This is a genomic window from Pseudophaeobacter sp. 1A16562, assembly GCF_041008785.1.
Classification (GTDB): Bacteria; Pseudomonadota; Alphaproteobacteria; order Rhodobacterales; family Rhodobacteraceae; genus Phycobacter; species Phycobacter gallaeciensis_A.
Window position 1 is genome coordinate 420,369 of record NZ_JAXGFT010000001.1, and the last position, 15,525, is coordinate 435,893.

12 protein-coding genes are annotated in these 15,525 nt (G+C 62.9%); 3 read left to right on the forward strand and 9 right to left on the reverse strand.

Annotated features, from left to right (window positions below; translation table 11 throughout):
* Nucleotides 1-53 precede the first annotated feature (53 nt).
* Nucleotides 54-2,057, forward strand: coding sequence for an OmpA family protein (locus SM764_RS02070; protein WP_369000885.1), 2,004 nt, complete (start codon nucleotides 54-56; stop codon nucleotides 2,055-2,057).
* A complete protein-coding gene (locus SM764_RS02075) occupies nucleotides 2,054-2,368 on the forward strand; it encodes a hypothetical protein (RefSeq protein WP_274866876.1) in 315 nt (104 codons plus the stop codon). The genes SM764_RS02070 and SM764_RS02075 overlap by 4 nt, the downstream gene beginning before the upstream one ends.
* A gap of 109 nt (nucleotides 2,369-2,477) precedes the next feature.
* Here SM764_RS02075 and cynS read toward each other — a convergent pair whose 3' ends face one another.
* Genes cynS through SM764_RS02095 form a run of 4 tightly spaced genes read right to left on the reverse strand, consistent with a single transcriptional unit; the run spans nucleotide 2,478 to nucleotide 6,151 of the window.
* Nucleotides 2,478-2,948, reverse strand: coding sequence for a cyanase (gene cynS, locus SM764_RS02080; RefSeq protein ID WP_237028372.1), 471 nt, complete (start codon nucleotides 2,946-2,948; stop codon nucleotides 2,478-2,480).
* A 43-nt stretch (nucleotides 2,949-2,991) separates the two neighbouring features.
* Complete coding sequence (locus tag SM764_RS02085; protein WP_368999333.1) at nucleotides 2,992-3,912, reverse strand: ABC transporter ATP-binding protein; 921 nt, start codon at nucleotides 3,910-3,912, stop codon at nucleotides 2,992-2,994.
* 10 nt (nucleotides 3,913-3,922) lie between these two features.
* On the reverse strand, nucleotides 3,923-4,759 hold the full coding sequence (ntrB, locus tag SM764_RS02090; RefSeq protein WP_274827548.1) for a nitrate ABC transporter permease: 837 nt from the start codon (nucleotides 4,757-4,759) through the stop codon (nucleotides 3,923-3,925).
* A 3-nt stretch (nucleotides 4,760-4,762) separates the two neighbouring features.
* Nucleotides 4,763-6,151, reverse strand: a complete 1,389-nt coding sequence (locus SM764_RS02095; protein WP_274834664.1) for a CmpA/NrtA family ABC transporter substrate-binding protein — start codon at nucleotides 6,149-6,151, stop codon at nucleotides 4,763-4,765.
* 201 nt (nucleotides 6,152-6,352) lie between these two features.
* Between SM764_RS02095 and SM764_RS02100 the strand changes: the two genes are divergently transcribed.
* Entirely contained in the window at nucleotides 6,353-8,215 is a 1,863-nt protein-coding gene (locus SM764_RS02100) for a sigma 54-interacting transcriptional regulator (protein ID WP_369000886.1), read from the forward strand.
* Nucleotides 8,216-8,218: 3 nt separating this feature from the next.
* On the opposite strand, the gene cobA is transcribed toward SM764_RS02100, so the two are convergent.
* The 5 genes from cobA to nirB are packed head-to-tail and all read right to left on the reverse strand — an operon-like array spanning nucleotide 8,219 to nucleotide 15,525.
* Nucleotides 8,219-9,163 carry a uroporphyrinogen-III C-methyltransferase gene (gene cobA, locus SM764_RS02105; RefSeq protein ID WP_369000887.1) on the reverse strand — a complete coding sequence of 315 codons (945 nt, stop codon included), beginning with the start codon at nucleotides 9,161-9,163 and terminating at the stop codon, nucleotides 8,219-8,221.
* 11 nt (nucleotides 9,164-9,174) lie between these two features.
* Nucleotides 9,175-10,134, reverse strand: coding sequence for a glycosyl transferase family protein (locus tag SM764_RS02110; RefSeq protein ID WP_369000888.1), 960 nt, complete (start codon nucleotides 10,132-10,134; stop codon nucleotides 9,175-9,177).
* Nucleotides 10,131-12,755, reverse strand: coding sequence for a molybdopterin-dependent oxidoreductase (locus tag SM764_RS02115; RefSeq protein ID WP_369000889.1), 2,625 nt, complete (start codon nucleotides 12,753-12,755; stop codon nucleotides 10,131-10,133). Before SM764_RS02115 ends, SM764_RS02110 begins: the two co-directional genes overlap by 4 nt.
* Complete coding sequence (nirD, locus tag SM764_RS02120) at nucleotides 12,752-13,084, reverse strand: nitrite reductase small subunit NirD (RefSeq protein WP_274839391.1); 333 nt, start codon at nucleotides 13,082-13,084, stop codon at nucleotides 12,752-12,754. The genes SM764_RS02115 and nirD overlap by 4 nt, the downstream gene beginning before the upstream one ends.
* A complete protein-coding gene (gene nirB, locus SM764_RS02125; RefSeq protein ID WP_369000890.1) occupies nucleotides 13,081-15,525 on the reverse strand; it encodes a nitrite reductase large subunit NirB in 2,445 nt (814 codons plus the stop codon). The genes nirD and nirB overlap by 4 nt, the downstream gene beginning before the upstream one ends.

A 15,525-nucleotide genomic window follows, 5' to 3' on the forward strand; every position in this document is an offset into this window, starting at 1 on the left:
GCCGCCGCTGGCCTGTATGACAGAGCCCAACCGTATCTGGGAATGCTGTTGCAATGCGCCTGTCTTCGTTTCTGATCCCGACTTTGTCCTTCGCTGCGGCGGCAGGGCTGAGCCTGATCGCAGCGGGGTTTGCCGTCACAGCCGTCGAGCGTGGCAGCGAACGCGAAGTGCGCCGGTCTCTGGATGTTGCGGGCCTGCACTGGGCCGAGGTCACCGCCGACGGGCTGCGGGTCACCCTGCAGGGCACCGCCCCGGACGAGGCCACCCGGTTTGCAGCGATTTCTCTGGCAGGCAGCATTGTCGATGCGGCGCGGGTGATCGACGATATCACGGTGCCGCCCTCGGACGGATTGGCGCCGCCGCGGTTTTCGGCGGAAATCCTGCGCAATGATCGGGGGATTTCAATCAGCGGGTTGATCCCGCTGTCCGCCTCGCGCGAGACGCTGGTCGGTCAGCTGGACCGGATCGCCGAAGACAACAACAAGAAGGTCGCCGACCTTCTGGAAACCGCCGATTACCCGACCCCCGATGGCTGGGACCCGGCGTTGAAATTTGCCGTCGCGGCGCTGGAGCTGCTGCCGCGCTCCAAGATCTCGGTCGAGGCAGGCGCGGTTTCGGTAACCGCAATCGCCGACAGCGCCGAAGAACGCGACAGTTTTGAACGCCAGCTGAGCAGGATGGCACCGCCGCAGATCCGTCTCAGCCTTGATATTGCGGCACCGCGCCCGGTGATCACGCCCTTTACCCTGCGGTTCCTGATTTCCGAAAGCGGTGCCCGGTTCGATGCCTGCTCAGCCGAGGACGAGGAAAGCCGCGCCCGCATCCTGTCCGCCGCCCGCGCTGCCGGACTGGAGGGAGAGGCCGACTGCGTGATTGGCATGGGGGTTCCCTCCCCCACATGGGCCGATGCCGCCGAACTCAGCATTCAGAGCCTTGCGGAATTGGGTCAGGGATCGGTCACCATCGCCAACGCCGATATCACCCTTGTCGCCGCCGAAGGCACGCCGGAGGCCCAGTTCGACACGGTGGTTGGAGAGCTGGAAACCGCGCTGCCGCAAGTCTTTGCTTTGCATGCGGTGCTGCCTATGCCGGAAACCGATGCCGCTGCTGGACCGCCCGAATTCACCGCCACGCTCAGCCCCGAAGGCCAGGTGCAGCTACGCGGGCGCATCACCGATGCCGCCACCCGAACCATCGCCGACAGCTATGCCAAGGCGCGGTTCGGCTCCGACAGCGTCTATACTGCGGCGCGGGTGGCCGAAGGCCTCCCTGCCGACTGGCCGGTGCGGGTGCTGGCCGGGCTTGAGGCGCTTTCCTATCTGGAGCGCGGTGCAGTCAGCGTCACGCCGGAGGATCTGACCCTGCGCGGCATGAGCTACCGCAAGGATGCCTCCTCCGAGATCGCCAAGTTCCTCTCCGCCAAACTGGGCGAGGCCGAAGACTATGAGCTCGACATCACCTATGAAGAGCCGCCCGCGCCCAAGGATCAACCGATGGCGCCGGAGCTGTGTCAGGCGGCGCTGACCAGCGTGCAGCTGGAGAATGGCAAGATCACCTTTGAGCCCGGCTCGGCCACGGTGGAGGCCGGCAGCAACGTGATCATCGACAAGATCGCCGCGATCCTTGAGAAATGCGGCCCGGTGCGGCTGGAAATTCAGGGCCACACCGACAGTCAGGGCCGTGAGGAGATGAACCAGAACCTCAGCCAGGCGCGGGCGCAATCGGTGCTCAACGAATTGCGGGCGCGGCGGATCCTGACCTCGACCTATATCGCGCGTGGATTTGGCGAAAGCAGCCCGATCGCCTCGAATGACACCGAGGAAGGCCGCGAAGCCAACCGCCGCATCGATTTCCGCCTGCTGCTGCCGACAACCGGCGAGAGCGAGGAAAGCACCCTCGACAGCGCCGCGGCGCCCGTGGAGGAGACAGCAGCAGAGGCCGAAAGCACTGAGGCTGATACGCAAACCGAAACCCAGGCTGACGATACGCAAGGTGACGACGCACAGGCGGCTGACACTGAGACCGGCGACACAGAACAGGAGACATCGGGCCAATGAACAGGACAGAGTTCATCCTCACCACCGCAATCATCCTGTTTGCCGCCTTCGCGATGGGCTGGTTCGCCAACTGGCTGGTGCACCGGTTCACCCGCGTCAAGCAAAGCGACGTGGCCGATCTGGACCGGATGAGCCAGGAATTGCACGAGGCCGAAGAGACCCGCGATCAGGCCATTACCTATCTGCAACAGCGCGAAGCGGAACTGACCAACCAGCTGACCCAGACCGAAGCCGAGCTGAGCGCGGCCATGGAAGGTCTGCGCGATGCCCGCCGCGAGGCAGAAGAGCTGCGCGCGCAGCTGAACCACTGATCCAAAATAGACCACCCCGACCATCCTGCCCGGGAAGAGGATCGGGCGGAACGGCCGGGGCGGCGGTTTCTGCGGCCCATGTTCCAATGCACATGGGCCGATTGATGGCTTACCAGGAATTATAGCCGAGGTATTTGCCGGACATCTCGATCTTGACCCGGTCGCCCTTTTCATGGGGCACGCGGATCACCTGCATGTCGAAATCGATGGCTGACATGATGCCGGTGCCGAATTTCTCTTCGATCAGCGCCTTGATGGTCGGGCCGTAGACGCCGACGATTTCGTACAGTCGATAGATGCAGGGATCGGTGGGGATGGCTTGTTCCCAAACCTTGGTCGGCGGCTCTTCCAGAACCGAGACCGCCTCTTGCGGCAGGGCAAGGGCCGTCACCAGCGCTTCGGCCTTGTCCTTGGGAAAGCCATTCATGCCCATGCAGGCCGAATGGGTCCAGACCGGCGACATGCCGATCTTTTCGGCGATGCCTTCCCAGGTCATCCCGGCCTGTTTCTTGGCCGAGAGGATCATCATGGTCACGTCTTCTTTGCTCATCATCGTGGGCACCTCAAAAGTATCTTTCATCTGTTGTCCTCCTGATTTGTCTTCAGTCGGCCGCGCCGACCTGTCAGTCGTTGACCGCCTGTAGGTGGCGGGCCGGTTCCGGTTCTGGTGCGGCTTCGGTGGTGGGTTCTGCCGCAGTTTTGTCGATCCGCACGGTTTCGGGCCGCTGATCGGGATCGTCGCTTTTCTGTCCGGCCAGTTCTTTCGACCTCTGGCCAAGGAACTGCACCAGATGGTTGCGGATGGCGTAGTAGTTGGGATGTTCGACGATCTCGGTACGGCTGCGCGGACGCGGGATGGTGATCTCCACCGACTCCGCCACGCGGGCAAAAGGACCGTTGGTCATGAGCAGGATGCGGTCAGCCAGCAAGATCGCCTCGTCGATGTCATGGGTGATCATGAATACCGTCTGCTCGGTCCCGCCCCAGATCTTCAGGAGTTCGTCCTGAATGGTGCCCCGGGTCAGCGCATCCAACGCGCCAAAGGGTTCATCCAGCAGCAGAAGCTTGGGATGGTTGGCAAAGGCCCGCGCGATGGAGACCCGCTGACGCATACCACCCGACAGCTGGCTCGGCTTGCGCTGAACCACATCGCCTTCAAGCCCGACCATGGCCAGATATTCCCGGGCGTGTTCTTCGACCTTGGCCTTGGACCAGTCGGGATAGCGCGCCTTCACACCAAAGGTGACGTTCTTCAGGGTCGAAAGCCAGGGCAGCAGCGAATAGTTCTGGAACACCACCCCGCGGTCCAGCGACGGGCCGGAGACCTCGGTGCCATCCATCTTGACCACGCCCGAAGTCGGCTCGGCTAGCCCGGCAAGGATGTTCATGATCGTCGACTTGCCGCAGCCAGAGTGGCCAAGGATGCAGACGAACTCTCCCTTTTCGATGCCAAAGGTGGCGTTTTCGAAAACGGTCAGGGTGCCCCCCTGACCGTCGGGGAATTTCTGCGTCAGACGCTCGATACTGAGAAAGGGTTTAGGCATTGGAATGCTCCTATTCGGCGTAGGCGACGGCGCGCTGCAGGACACCAAAGGCGGCATCCAGCATCATGCCAACAACGCCAATCATGAGGATCGAGAAGATGACGGAGGTCAGGTCGAGGTTGTTCCACTCGTTCCAGACGTAGTAGCCAATGCCGGTTCCCCCCACGAGCATCTCTGCCGCAACGATCACCAGCCAGGCGATGCCGATGGAGATCCGCATACCGGTGATGATGGTCGGCGCCGCCGCAGGCAGGATCACCGTAAAGGCGGTGCGCAAAGCGCCGAGTTCATGCGTGCGGGCCACGTTGACCCAGTCCTCGCGCACCCCGGCAACGCCAAAGGCGGTGTTGAGCAGCATCGGCCAGATCGAACAGATGAAGATCACGAAGATCGCCGAGGCCTCGCTGTCCTGAATGATGAACAGCGCAAGCGGCATCCAGGCCAGCGGTGAGATCGGGCGCAGCACCTGAATGAAGGGGTTGAAGGCCTTATAGGCGACCTGGCTCATCCCGATGAGGAAACCCAGCGGGATCGCGATCAGCGCCGCCATCAAATAGCCGGTCAGCACCCGGTAGATGGAATAGCCGATCTGGATGCCGATGCCCTTGTCGTTGGGGCCTGCATCATAAAAAGGGTTCGATAGCTGTTCCCAGGCCTTGGCGATCACCTGGCTTGGCGGGGGCACCCCGGCCTTGGGGGCACCGCCGCCGGTCAGCCGCTCGTATTCCGTCAGCTCGGAGGCCGCCTTCTGGGCGGGAATGGCGGCCTCCCAAATCAGGAGGCCCACCACCAGCATCACCACGGACAGGATCACCGCACGCTGATTGACTGAAAGGTTATCCAGCATGGATCACCCCTTTCCGATCGCAAAGCTGGACACGTATTCTTCGGGCTTGGCCGGATCGAAGGTCTTGCCCATGATGGTGTGCGATTTGTAGGTGACGTCGGGCGCCTCGTAGCCGAGATCGTTCATCACCTTCTTGGCGTCGGCGGCCAGATAGACCTGCTCAGCCACCGTTTTGTAATCGACGTCGCCTTCGATATAGCCCCAGCGTTTCATCTGGGTCAGGATCCAGACCCCCATGGAATGCCAGGGGAAGGGGTCGAAATCGATCCGGTCGGGCACGCGCTGAACCTCGCCCAGACCATCGGCATAGGTGCCGGTCAGCACCTGTTCGATCACCGGAACCGGCTGGTTCAGGTAGTTGGTCGGTGCGATGGCCTCGGAGATTTCCTTGCGGTTTTCCGGGTTTGACGCGTATTGCGTGGCGTCGATGATCGATTTCAGCAGGGCGCCGTATGTGTTCGGCAATTCGGTCGCAAAGGACAGCGGCGCGGCAAAGGCACAGCAAGGGTGACCTTCCCAGATGTCCTTGGTCAGCATGTGGATATAGCCGATGCCTTCCCAGACGGCGCGTTGGTTGAACGGGTCGGGCGACAGGTAACCATCAAGGTTGCCAGCGCGCAGGTTGGCGACCATCTCCGGCGGCGGCACTACGCGGATCTGGATATCGACATCCGGGTCCAGCCCGTGTTCGGCCACGTAATACCGCAGCAGGAAGTTATGCATCGAATATTCGAACGGCACGCCGAAGGTGAAGCCTTTCCACTGCTTCGGATCGCGCTTGTCCAGATGTTCGTTCGACAGGACGATAGCCTGGCCGTTGATATTCTCGACCGCGGGCATGATGTAGGGTTCTGCGATGGATCCGGCGCCTAGCGTCATCGCCAGCGGCATCGGTGTCAGCATGTGGCTGGCGTCATATTCCCCCGACAGTGACTTGTCGCGGGCCACGGCCCAGCCGGCCGTCTTGATGACCTGCGCATTGAGGCCGTAACGTTCGTAGAACCCCATCGGCTGCGCCATGATGATCGGGGTGGCGCAGGTGATCGGCACAAAGCCGATGTTGAGATCGGATTTCTCCGGCGGACCCAGCTCGTCAAGGATCGCCGCCTTGGCCTGCTCCATCGGAAAGACCGAGGCCAGCGCCGCAGCCACCGTGCTGCCGCCCAGCATGCCCATGAAAGAGCGGCGACCGATGTCATTGTGCCCGAAGACCGAGCGCACGATGGCGCTTTCGACGGCGCGTTCCATCATGTCGTCAGAGGACATATGCTGTGGCTCGGTGTGGCCCTTGTCATGGCCGTGTCCGGACAGGCATCCATCGCAACCGCAATCGGCGCCGTGTCGCAGATCGGTCTTATCCGAGAACGGATTTCCAAGGCTCTTTGTCGTCATGGGTGTCCCCTTTCAGTCAATGTTTCGTAAACTCTGACAGTCGACACGGGACAAAAAAAGCAGCCGCCCAACATTTGTGCAGCAAACAAAAAACATAAAAATCAGCATCTTATGTGAAAATCGGACCACACAAAATTACGACATATCGTAAATTATGAAATTTCGTTTAAACCGCTCTGCGGCAGCGATTAACCTTTCCCCATGTCACTCGATCTTCTCAACGCCGATTCCCTTTTGCAGTCGATTCCCGAGGCCATGCTTGTCCTCGACACCACGGAAGACCGGGTGGTTGACTGGAACCAATCCGCTGCCCGGCTCCTCGGAAACGGGCACGAAGGCAGCGCGCCCCTGCCCTTCTCACACTACCTGGGCAAGGACATGCCCCGGTTTGTGGTGTTCCTCGAGGAGGTGGACCATCGCGGCGCAAGCTGGACCCGCGATGTTACCCTGCGGGCCGGGGATGGCAGCGCGCTGAACTGCGAACTCCGGGCGCAGCCGGTACCGGGACAGGACGGCTGGATCATCCTGGCGCTGACCGATCTGCGTGCCCTTGATCAGCGCGCCGAAACCGCCGCCCTGGCGGAAACCTTTCGTGCCGGCCTCGTGAACTGGAAACGCACCGAAGGTTTCTTTGCCGAGCTGGAACGCCAGAACCAGCTGATCCTCAACGCTGCAGGCGAAGGCATCTACGGTGTCAACGCCGAGGGCAAGACCACATTCGTCAACCGCGCCGCGCGTGAGATGCTGGGCTGGACCTCCGAAGATCTGCTGGGCAAGGACATCCACTCGATGATCCACCATCATCACCTCAACGGCGAACACTACCCGTCACAGCAATGCCCGATCTACCGTTCCTTCCGCTTCGAACAGGTCCACCGGATCGAGGACGAAGTGTTCTGGCGCAAGGATGGCAAGCCGATCCGGGTCGAATATGTCTCGACCCCGATCTACGATCAGAAGGTGCTGGTTGGGGCGGTGGTGATCTTCCGCGACATCACCGAGCGCAAGGAAAGCGAACGCAAGCTGCGCGAGGCGATGGAAGAGGTCGCGGCCCTACGTGACCGGCTGGAACAGGAAAACGCCTATCTGCAAGAGGCAATCACATCAGAGCGCGCCCATCACGACATCATCGGATCCTCGCCCGCCATCCGGCAGATCGTGGCCCGCATCGATCTGGTGGCCAAGACAACGGCGACTGTCCTGATCAGCGGCGAAACCGGCACCGGGAAATCGCTGGTCGCCACCGAAATCCACAAGACCAGCCCCCGCGCCCGGCGCCCGCTGATCCATTTCAAATGCAGTTCGGTCGCCCCCGAGGAGGTCGAGGCCGAACTTTTCGGCCAGATGCGCGGCGCCCCGAATGGCGCCATGCGCGACAAGCCCGGCAAACTGGAACTGGCCCACGGCGGCACCCTGTTCATCGACGATGTCGAGGAACTGCCGGTCGAAATTCAGGGCAAACTGCTGCACGCCCTGCAAAGCGGATCCGTCACCCGGCTGGGCGATACCCGGGAAAAGCCGCTCGATATCCGGGTGATCGCAGCGACCTCGCTGGCTGAGGAGACAGTGCGCCGCACCGGGCGCATCCGCGAGGATCTGTTTCTGTTCCTCAACGTCTTTCCCATCAACTGCCTGCCACTGCGCGACCGCCGCGAAGACATTCCGCTGCTGGCCGCACACCTTCTGAAGATCGCCTGCCGCAGGCTGAACCGGCCGGTGCCGGTGATCACCGAACGGGTGATGCAGCAGATGCAGGCCTATGACTGGCCCGGCAACGTACGCGAATTGCACAATGCGATGGAGCGCGCCGCCATCGTCTCGCAGGATCGCAAGCTGGTCATCGAACTCTCCGGCACGACCCAAGACGCCCCTGCGCCCGGCACCAGGTTCCATACCGAGGCCAGAATGCAGGAGATGATCCGGGACAATATCATCGCCGCCCTGCGCGAAGCGGGTGGGCGCGTCTCCGGCCCGACCGGCGCCGCCGCCCTATTGCAGATTAAACCGACGACGCTCTATTCGCGGATCAAGTCCTTTGACATCACGCCGCTGGACTGGGCCTGAAGATCAGACAACCGCCACGGCCTTTGGAACCTTGGCGGTCTGGCCCGCCGCCGTTTGCGATTGCACTGTGGGCACCCCGCCCTCTGGCCAGGTGACCAGCAGGATCGCGCAGCCGGTGATGTGGCAGGCCGCGATGACATCCGCCAAAGAGCCCACCGTGGCAGCAAAATGCCGCTCCCCGGGTTTGGAGACCTCCACTGCGATATCAACGGGGCTGTCCGCAGGCAGGCCTTTCTGCATCAACTGATCCGCGAGCCGCCGCGCCTGACGCACCGACATGTAAAAGGCCGTCGTCGTGCCCGGCCCCGACAGGCGGGTGCAATCGGGAAAGGGATCGCTGGCACAGCCGGTGCCCGTGGTCAGCACCAGCGCATTGGCAACACCGCGACTGGTCAGGCTGCGCCCCAGCGCCGCCCCAGCGGCTGAGGCTGCAGTGATGCCAGGCACCAGCTCAACCGGGATGCCCGCCTCATCGGCGGCCTCCATCTCTTCGCTGGCGCGGCCAAAGATGCCGGGATCGCCGGATTTCAGCCGCACAACGCGGCGTCCTTTCAGAGCTTCGGTTACGATCACGCGGTTGATCTTCTCCTGCGGCCAGCTGTGCGCCCCGACATGTTTTCCGACAAAGACCATTTCAGTACCGGGCCGGGCAAGCTCCAGCACTTCAGGATCGACCAGCCGGTCGTAGAAAATCACGTCGGCCTGCTGCAGGCGTTTGACGGCGCGCAGGGTCAAAAGGTCCGCCGCCCCCGGCCCTGCCCCGACCAAGGCGATATAACCTTTTGCCTGCCGCTCCTTCGGCGTGGAAGGGGCACTAAGCTGGGGTGTCATCCGGTCCAGCGTGCGGCCCACCCGCGCCAGGATGAGGGAGGCAGGCCCTGAAGCGAGAGCAAGTGTTTGCGCCGGGCCAAACAGGGGGATGTGAAACAGCCGTTGCAGCAATGTCATGGGATGTCCTTTCAGGCTGTCAGGGGAAGGGCCGTCGGCACAGGGCTGCCGTCGGGAAAATGCAAAGGGCTCTCCGCACAGCCCATCGTGCCCATCGCCAGCCGCGCGGTGCCAAGGATGACTTCACTCTCAAATCGCGGCAGTGCGGCAGGGCTGATCGCCACCTTCAGCGAATTGATATGGCCTGCGCTGTCCGCCAGGCGCCGGGTTTCCTGTAGGCGCGGTGCCTCGGTGTCCTGCCAAAGCGCGCCATCCCGCAATCCGAAGGCTTCAATCGCCTTTGCCGGGTGACGTTCGAATTCGCCGCCGCCCCCCTTGATCACGGTCAGGGATCGCCAGCCAAGGCGCTGGGCGGCATCGGCCTGCAACAATCGATAGGAGGGGTGAAAGACGCCCTGAACACTGGCCGCCGCGCCAGCCGGGTTCAGCATCCGGCACACCGTGTTGACGCAAGAACGCAGGCCAAGCACCGCACGCAGGGACAAGAGCTGCATCAGGGGCGGGCAAAGATCTTCCAGCGGCATATAAACGATATTCCCCGCGTTCAGCGCGGCTTCGGCCTCGGCGGGGGTATGGGCAATCGGGATGGCAAGGGTGTCAAGACCGTTTCGCACGGTGGGATCGGATCCGTTCCAGCCATGCAGCATCACCCGCTTGCCGCTTTGGGCCACCATCAGCGCCGAGACAAGGAACCAGGGCAGCCCACGCGTGCGCCCTGCCGCATAGGACGGCCAGTCGAGGTCGACCTGCGGCAGCGCCGGGACTTGTTCTTGTGCGGCAGCCGCGAAACCGGCGATCTCTTCCGCCGTTTCGCCCTTCATGCGCAAGAGCATCAACAGCGCGCCAATGGCCTCGGGCGCGGCGTCCTTGCCCAGCATCAGGGTCATGGCGTCCCGCGCTTCGTCTTGGGTCAAAGAGCGGGAGCGTCCAGGGCCACGGCCCAGGGTGGCGACATGATCGGCCAGGCTCATTCCGCCGCCTCCCGCTGATGGGTGCTGGCCAGGATTGCGGCCAGTTCCGGACGGCAGGAACCGCAGTTCGTACCCGCCTCCAGTGCGTCACCGATCGCTTCCACCGTCATCAGGTGCTGGGTTTCGATGGCGCTGATGATGGTGTTGATCCCAATCCCGAAGCAGGAGCAGATCACCGGGCCAGGATCGGGCACATCCGCCGGGGGGCGCCCGGTCAGAACCTCTGTGCCTGCCGCATCCGGGAGCGTGGCAAGATAATCCCGCACCACCGCCACCGGTTCCCGGTCGACAAACAGGGCCGCAAGCAGGCGCCCCTTGTCGAACAGGGCGATCCGGGCTGTTCCCCGTGCGGGGTCCAGAATGGTGGCGGCTTCGGCGCCGGGCAGATCGAACAGGCGGCGGGCTTCCTCTTCCCAATCGGGCGCAGGCGCGTATCCGGCCATCTCGGCGCGATAGCCGCCACGAGTGGGGGCCAGCGCCCAATAGTCGGCGTTTGGCGCCATGGGCCGGGTCGAGACGGCAAAACCATACCAGGCGGCCTCCATCTTCTGGACGGCAACGACGCTGGCCTTGCTTTCGGGCTGGCCTGACACTGGATCGGTTTCGGCTGCGACCAGATCGTCGATCCTGCCAGAGGGCGCGGTTTCCCCGGTCCAGTGGATCGGGGCAAAGACCTGCCCGGGTTGCACCGCGTCACTGATCCGGGCGCGCAGGATGGCGTTGCCCTTGGGGCTGCGCACCTCCACAAGATCCGCAGGAACGATACCCATGGTGGCGGCGTCTTCCGGGTGCAATTCAAGGAAGGGTTCAGGCATATAAGCGCCAAGCCGCGGTGAAAGCCCTGTACGCGTCATCGTGTGCCACTGGTCGCGAAGTCGCCCGGTGTTCAGCCGGAAAGGGTATTTCGGCCCCGTCCTGGCTGCGGGCGGGCGATAGCGCAGCGGCAGCAGCCGGGCCTTTTTGTCGCCATGGTAGAAATTACCATCGGCAAAGAACCGGCCACCGCTGCGATCTGCGATGACAGGCCAGCGGGTAGGGGCAAGGGTGTCATAGGCCGATGCCTCCAACCCGGAGAGGCCGGAGATGTCGAAATCACGTCCGAACTGACCCGCGACCCCGGAGAGGGCGGCATATTCACGGAAGATCTCAACCGGGCTTTCATAGTCAAAGGCCGCGTGCCAGCCCATGCGTTTGCCAACTTCGCAGAGGATCTGCCAGTCGGGGCGGGCCGCACCGGGTGCGGGCAGGGCCGCGCGCTGGCGGCTGATGGTGCGATCGGAATTGGTAACGGTGCCGTCCTTTTCGCCCCAGGCGCTGGCGGGCAGCAGCACCCGTGCCAGGCGCGCGGTATCGCTGTGCTCGGTGATGTCGCTGACCACGGTGAAAGGGCAGGCCTTGATCGCCGCGCGCACGGCGGCGGAGTCGGGCATCGACACCGCGGGGTTGGTGTGAATGACCCAAAGCGCCTTGATCCGCCCATCGGCAACAGCGCGGAACATGTCCACCGCCTTCAGGCCTGGCGCCTCCGGCATTTGGGGGGCCTGCCAGAAATCGCGCACCGCCTGCCGGTGATCGGCGTTTTCCAGATCCAGATGGCAGGCCAGCATGTTCGCCAGCCCGCCGACCTCGCGCCCGCCCATGGCATTGGGCTGGCCGGTCACCGACAAGGGCCCCATGCCGGGATTGCCGATGCGCCCGGTCGCTAGGTGGCAGTTCAGAATGGCGTTGACCTTGTCGCTACCGCTGGTCGATTGGTTGACCCCCTGGCTGTAGATGGTGACGGTCTTTTCTGTGCCGATCCACATGTCGCAGAAGGCGCGGACCTCGTCCTCTGTCAGCCCGGTCGGGGACAGGGTCTCAAGCTGGGCTGCTTCGAGCGCAGCTTCGAACCCATTGGTGTGTTGCAGGAAATCGGGATCCATCGCGCCGCGCGCGTCGATCTCCCTTAGAAGGTAGTTGAACAGGGCCACGTCCGACCCCGGCTGCAAGGCCAGATGCAGATCAGCGCCGTCGCAGCTGGCGGTGCGGCGCGGGTCCACCACCACAATCTTGGTGCCGCGTGATTTGCGGGCCGCAAGAAGGCGCTGGTAGAGCACCGGATGGCACCAGGCGAGGTTCGATCCCACCAGCACCACCAGATCAGCCTCGTCCAGATCCTCGTAGGTGCCGGGCACGGTATCACTGCCAAAGGCACGTTTGTGCCCCGCCACGCTGGAGGCCATGCAGAGCCGTGAATTGGTGTCGATATTGGCCGAGCCGATGAAGCCTTTCATCAGCTTGTTGGCGACGTAGTAGTCTTCGGTCAGCAGCTGGCCCGAAACATAGAAGGCAACGCTGTCCGGCCCGTGATCGCGGATCGTCTGGGAAAACCGATCCGCAACCAGATCGAGCGCCGTGTCCCAATCGCTGTCCTGCCCGTCTATCTTTGGAGCAAGCAGACGATGCTCCAGCCCCAGGGTTTCCCCCAAGGCTGAGCCTTTTGAACAGAGCCGCCCGAAGTTGGCCGGATGATCCGGGTCGCCGCGCACGGAAAGCGCGCCGTTCTTGTCCTCAGACAACAGAACCCCGCAGCCCACCCCGCAATAGGGGCAGGTGGAGCGGATCCCGCCGGGCGCGCTCATGCGGCGCTCCGCCGGGCAAGGGCACTGGCATCAATCAGAATGCGCGCCCCTTCAAGACGCAAGGGGTAGGTCTCGATCCGCCCGTCATCAGCGCCCTGCGCCTCTCCTGTATTGAGGTCAAAGACCCAGTTGTGCAGCGGGCAGGTCACCGATTGCCCATGCACGATGCCTTCGGACAAGGGGCCGCCCTTGTGCGGGCAGCTGTTGGAGGCGGCAAAGACCTCTGCCTCGCCTGTGCGAAAAACCGCGATACAGCCCATCGGAGTTTTCAAAAGCCGTGCCCCGCGCAGGGGCACCTCGTCAATATGTCCGATATCGATCCAGCTCATTCCGCGGCCTCCAGGGTGAGATCGGCAAGGGGGGCATAAGAGGCGGATTTCTCCTCCACTTCCTTGGCCCAGGGATCCTTGCGGTAGATGGTTTGTGACAATTCAAACGCGTCGATCAGGCGCTGGCGTTCTTCCAGATCGTCCACGACGCGGGCCTTCACCCAATCAAGGCCGACCTTGGCGACCCATTTGTAGGGCCGGTCGAGGTATTTGGCGTTCTCGCGGTAAAGCTGCATGAAGGCGGTGGCGAGGTCGAGCGCCTCTTCCTCGGTTGCCACATCGGCCAGACGTTCGGTTTCCTTCACATCCATGCCAGCCGCGCCTGCGACACCGATCTGGTAACCGCTGTCGACGCAGACAACGCCGATGTCCTTGCAGGTGGCTTCGGCGCAATTGCGCGGACAGCCCGAGACGGCCAGCTTCACCTTATGCGGAGACCATGAACCCCACAGGCGTTTTTCCAGCTTGATGCCAAGGCCGGTGCTGTCCTGCGTGCCAAAGCGGCAATGATCCTTGCCGACGCAGGTCTTCACCGTGCGCAGCCCCTTGGCGTAGGCGTGGCCCGAGACCATGCCCGCCTTGTTGAGATCGGCCCAGATATGCGGCAGATCCTCGCCCTTGACGCCAAGGAGGTCGATCCGCTGGCCGCCGGTCACATGCACGGTGGGCACGTTGTATTTCTCGGCGGCATCGGCGATGGCGCGCAGCTCGGCCGGGGTAGTCATCCCCCCCCACATGCGCGGCACCACGGAAAAGGTGCCGTCCTTCTGGATGTTGGCGTGCTTGCGTTCGTTGACGAAACGGCTTTGCGGATCGTCCTGATATTCCACCGGCCAGTCGGCAAGCAGGTAGAAGTTCACCGCCGGGCGGCAGACATGGCAGCCATTGGGGGTTTTCCAGCCCAGCTCCTGCCAGACCGCAGCCTGAGATTTCAGCTCTTGTGATTTGATCAGGCGGCGCACGTCTTCGTGCGTCAGATCACAGCAACTACAGATGGGCTGCGCTGTGGGCGCGGCGTAGTCGTCCCCAAGGGTGACGGCCAGCACCTGTTCCACCAGTCCCGTGCAGGTCCCGCAGGAGGCAGACGCCTTGGTGCAGGCCCGCAATGCACCGAGATCGGTGGCGCCATCGTGGATCGCCGAGACGATATCGCCCTTGCATACGCCGTTGCAGCCGCAGATTTCCGCATCATCCGGCAAGGCTGCAACGGCTGACAAAGGGTCCGCAGAGACGCCCCCCTGATAGGCCGGGCCAAAGATCAGCGTATCGCGCATCTCGGCGATATCGCTGCCATCCTTGATCTGACTGTAGAACCAGGCGCCATCGGCGGTATCGCCGTACATCACAGCGCCGATCAGTCGATTGCCTTCCAGCACCAGCCGTTTATAGACGCCGCGCGCGGGATCGCGGAAAACGATATCCTCGCGCCCTTCGCCATCGGCAAAATCCCCGGCGCTGAACAGATCGCAACCGGTGACCTTCAGCTTGGTCGAGACCTCCTTGTTCACGAAACGCGCCTCTTGTCCCAAAAGGGTCTGCGCCAGCACCTTGGCCTGATCGTAAAGCGGCGCCACAAGACCAAAGAGCGCACCATCGTGTTCAACGCATTCACCAAGGGCAAGGATATCGGGATCCGAGGTCACCATGTGGTCGTCCACCACGACGCCCCGGTTGCAGGTGAGGCCCGTTGCCTCTGCCAGCGCCATATTGGGGCGGATGCCCACCGCCATCACCAACAGATCGCAGGGCAGTTCGGTGCCATCCTCCAGTCGCAGGGCCTTCACATGGCCGGTGCCGTCATCCAGGATCTCCTTGGAGTTCGCCTGGCAAAGGACCTTGATCCCCTTCTCAAGCAGCGATTTCCGCAAGAGATATCCGGCCGCCTCATCCAGCTGGCGCTCCATCAGGTGACCCATGATATGGACGACGGTCACATCAACGCCACGCGCGGCCATGCCTGCTGCCGCCTCCAGCCCTAACAGGCCACCACCGATCACGACCGCCTTTGTGCCAGGGGTGTCGCCAAGGGCCATCATCGCCTCGGTGTCTTCCAGATCGCGGTAGGGGATCACGCCCACCAGATCATGGCCGGGCAGGGGGATCATGAAGGGGTTGGACCCTGTGGCGATCACCAGCTTGTCGTAAGAGACATCGCCCTTTTCGCCGCGCACGACTTTCTGCGCGGGATCGATGGCGAGGACCTTTTCACCAAACCGGCAGGTGATGCCATTCTCGGCGTACCAGTCTTCGTCATGGGTGACGATCTCGGCGTAGGTCTTTTCGCCGGACAGCACCGGCGACAGCATCAGCCGGTTGTAGTTGCCGCGGGGCTCGGCGTTGAACAGGGTAATGTCATAGGCCTTTGGATCCGCGTTCAGAAGATGCTCCAGCATCCGTCCCGAGGCCATGCCTGCCCCGATAACAACAAGATTCTGCTTCAT